This window comes from Variovorax robiniae (assembly GCF_037889955.1).
Classification (GTDB): domain Bacteria; phylum Pseudomonadota; class Gammaproteobacteria; order Burkholderiales; family Burkholderiaceae_C; genus Variovorax; species Variovorax robiniae.
Genome location: NZ_JBBKZS010000068.1, coordinates 1 through 3,377, shown reverse-complemented (window position 1 = coordinate 3,377; position 3,377 = coordinate 1). Strand labels below are relative to the sequence as shown.

4 protein-coding genes and 1 pseudogene are annotated in these 3,377 nt (G+C 59.1%); all 5 read right to left on the bottom strand.

The window, feature by feature from the left end; genetic code table 11:
• Positions 1–100: 100 nt before the first annotated feature.
• Positions 101–700, bottom strand: a pseudogene (locus WKW79_RS36735) (MFS transporter); the annotation flags it as partial.
• 104 nt (positions 701–804) lie between these two features.
• On the bottom strand, positions 805–1,449 hold the full coding sequence (locus WKW79_RS36730) for a methyltransferase family protein (protein WP_340340149.1): 645 nt from the start codon (positions 1,447–1,449) through the stop codon (positions 805–807).
• Complete coding sequence (locus WKW79_RS36725; protein ID WP_340340148.1) at positions 1,446–1,679, bottom strand: DUF2933 domain-containing protein; 234 nt, start codon at positions 1,677–1,679, stop codon at positions 1,446–1,448. The genes WKW79_RS36730 and WKW79_RS36725 overlap by 4 nt, the downstream gene beginning before the upstream one ends.
• Before the next feature lie 289 nt (positions 1,680–1,968).
• Positions 1,969–2,355: a hypothetical protein gene (locus WKW79_RS36720; protein ID WP_340340147.1), complete on the bottom strand. Its 387-nt coding sequence runs from the start codon at positions 2,353–2,355 to the stop codon at positions 1,969–1,971.
• Between the two features lie 238 nt (positions 2,356–2,593).
• Complete coding sequence (locus WKW79_RS36715) at positions 2,594–3,241, bottom strand: hypothetical protein (protein WP_340340146.1); 648 nt, start codon at positions 3,239–3,241, stop codon at positions 2,594–2,596.
• Positions 3,242–3,377 lie beyond the last annotated feature (136 nt).

Below are 3,377 nucleotides of genomic sequence, written 5' to 3'. Positions count from 1 at the left end.
GATCACCGGAAGCTTGGGGAGAGATAGTGTGCACGTATCCACCATGAGTTAGTGGATACGAGCATCCTTTGCTCCTACGGCGAATTCAAGATGGGTTCGCCGGACGCATACGATGCGCCGGCTCCTGCAGTCCGAACGCGAGCAGCGCGACGGCCATCAATCCCGGGATCACCGCGACCCAGAACACGGCCCTGAAATCATTGGACCAGATCAGCATCAAGCCGACGGCCAGCAGCGGCCCGAGAAAGGCCCCGAGGGTGTCGATCGACTGGCGCAGGCCGAAGGCTGCGCCGCGCAGATGCAAGGGGGCAATGTCGGCGACCAAGGCATCGCGCGGGGCCCCGCGAATCCCTTTGCCGACCCGGTCCAGCAACCGCGCCGTCAGCACGATGCCCAGAGTGGGGGCGTGCGCGAAAAGCGGTTTGGTCAGCGCACCCAGGGCATAGCCAAACAGGGTCAGGCCCTTGCGCTTGCCGAGATAGTCGCTCAGCGTTCCCGAGAAGACCTTGACGACCAGCGCCGTGGCCTCGGCCAACCCTTCGATCAGCCCGACCGCGAAGGCGCTGGCCCCGAGGGTGGAGACCATGAAAAGCGGCAGCAGGCTGTGGATCATTTCCGAGGAAATGTCCATCAGCATGCTAACGAAGCCGAGGACCCAGACACCGCTCGGAATCTGACGCAGGATCGGGAGATCAGTCATCAACTCGAAGAGGCAGGCGTTGGTCGGCGTCATCGCTGTCTTTGCATGCGATGCGCGATGCTGACGCCGGATGAATCAAGGTTGACCTACGTGTCCTAGGCATTTCAACGGCAATCGCCATGAAGGGCAGGCAAAAACCGGGGGGTCGCGGCCGCATAGCTGCGCCAAGCCTCCCCTCGCTCACGAATCAATTCCTGCTCTTCGGATCTTGCGAGCCGGACGTACATCACAACCAATAGAGGGAGCAGCAACGTTGAAGGCAGCGTTGGCCAGTAAAACAGCAAGCCAAGCATGATGATGATGAGGGCGCCATATTGAGGATGTCTGATCCGGCGATACGGGCCGGTCGACGCGATCTCTTCGCGTCGCTGAGCGCGCTCCAACGCGTGCCATGCCATGGCCAGAAGCAGGAAGCCTGCGAACACAATCGCGAAGCTGAGGAAGCGCAAGGATCCCATGTGCGGGTCGGAGCGACCTCCCCATAGAAGCCACCAAAGGTGCCTCGCCTCGTGGCCGAACATGTTGACGTCCGGAAACGCGGCCGACAGCCATGCGTGGAAAAGAAAAAACGTGAGAGGAAAGCCGTAGACCTCGGCAAACAAAGCCGCGACGAATGTGGAGTAGGCGCCGAAGACCTTCCAGTCCCTGGCCGTGGAGGGCTTAAAGAAACTGTATGCGAATCCGACGAACACGCCCGTGTTCAAGAAGGCCAGGCTCCACTGCGCCTGGCCGCTGTCGACATCGTTCACAGATCGTCATCCGATGGATAGCGACCCTGACGGCCTCGTCGACGGTAGCGCCCATTGTGCATGACCTCGTGCATCAACGGACTGGCAACGATGAGCAAGAACGGAAGAATCCCGAACAGGTGGGCACCGTGTTCCGTGTACAGGAAGAACGCGCCGACAAGCGCCGCCACAAGAAAGGTGGCCGCGCCGGATGACCGCCAGAAGCTTGGATCATTATTCTGAAACCTCATTGCAACACTCCGAATTGAAAATGGACAAAGGCAATGCGGCATGACAGCCCATCGCTTCGATCGTGTGTGGTTTCGATCTGCCACCGAGCTGGGTTCCGCGCAGTGAGAGGGAACTTTCGTCAGTGCCGATATGGAGCGCCGATTGATTTGCTGGAGCCGCGGCGCTATCGAGTCGCCTTCCGTAAAACGGAAAGAGCGCAGGCCAGCAAGGAAGCCAGCCGTCCGCATCGCTGCCCCCGGCCATCGGGCGGACGTGTGAGTCCCACCGTGCGTGGCGGGAATGCGATCTTCAGGTTGGCAGGGATGGCGGACGCATCGGCCCGTCGAGATACGGCCACGGCTTCGCAAGCTCATCGTGGCTCGCGGGCGGCACAAGAGGGTGCGGCCCAAAATCAACCAGCAAGTCGCATTGCATCGCGATGGCGCTCAGGCATCCATCGAGACTGACATGTTGATTGGATTCAGCTGAATGATCGTTTCCAATGGAGCCATCATGGTGATGATGATGAGGCGTCCCCTGCCAATGCATCAGCGCATGCTGCGCTCCGGAACGTGCTCCAAGGAAACTGGAGAGATGGACGACCATCGAGAGCTGGCTGAATGCAAAAGCGAGCAACATCGCGAGAACGATTACCCGTTGTCCCGATGCCAACCGCATAGCCAAGCGCGTACTCATTGTTGCATCTTAGGCCCAAGCTCCACCAATGAACAGATGGCGAAACCCGCCTCTGTGTTGTTCTTCACGGGTCGAGCCGTATAGGCGAGCCGCGTCGGTATGGGCATGGCAGGTCGAACAATCGGCCGGTATGCCAACGGTCAAGATCACTCGCAAGTGCCCTGGATCGTCCACGATCAGCCTGAAACTGCGTCTACATTCATCTGAAATGTCGTCCACGATGGGCTGAAATACGCAGTCAGTAACCGACGGGCGGCTGAGACGCCTCACTCGGCGTCCACATCGGGAAGAATCGCTTCTTCTTCTCGGAAAACACCTGCGTCAATGGTCCTCGCTGGGTCTCACGCTGCTTCTCAGGACGGCCGCCTTTTCTCGGATCTTTTGACTTCGGCCAGCTTCCCTTGTTCAACAGACGGTCCCTAGAGCCCGTCTGGGCCTCGGCGAAGTAGCAGCCCTTACTGCCATAGCGCGTGACCACGTTGTTCAATATGCCGCGCTTGGCAAGGTCGTGTCTGTGAACCATGCCGACGCCCACATTGTCTCCGTACCTACCTTCCTTTGCATCGAGATTGCAGTTGCGGTAGCGGCCCTTGCCGCCAGTGATCTCGTTTTTCCATCTCCAACAAATCGTTGATGCAATCGCAACATCGTTTTGATGGTCGTCGCCATTCAAGAACAGGGTGACGTGAAAGTGCCAGCCGCTCTCGAGGCCGTATTCCGTACCGATGATGTATCCGGCAATCGGCTTGGGCTTGTTCTTCGCGCTCCGCTCTTTCTGCGACTGGATCACGGTGGGAAGATCTCGATTGAGGAACTTGATCAGCGCTTCGCGGTACGCGCGTGCTTGCGTCCAGTCATGTGCTGGGGCAAAGCCTTCAACGAACATGCAGTCAACACGTATCACCAAGACGTGGACTTGACCCTGTTGCGCGGACGGGTTGGGACTTGATTTTCAAGTCGATCGATAGTCTGCAGCGCAGACTTGTCCACCGGCGGCGTGGCGCATGCCACGCAGACGCCGA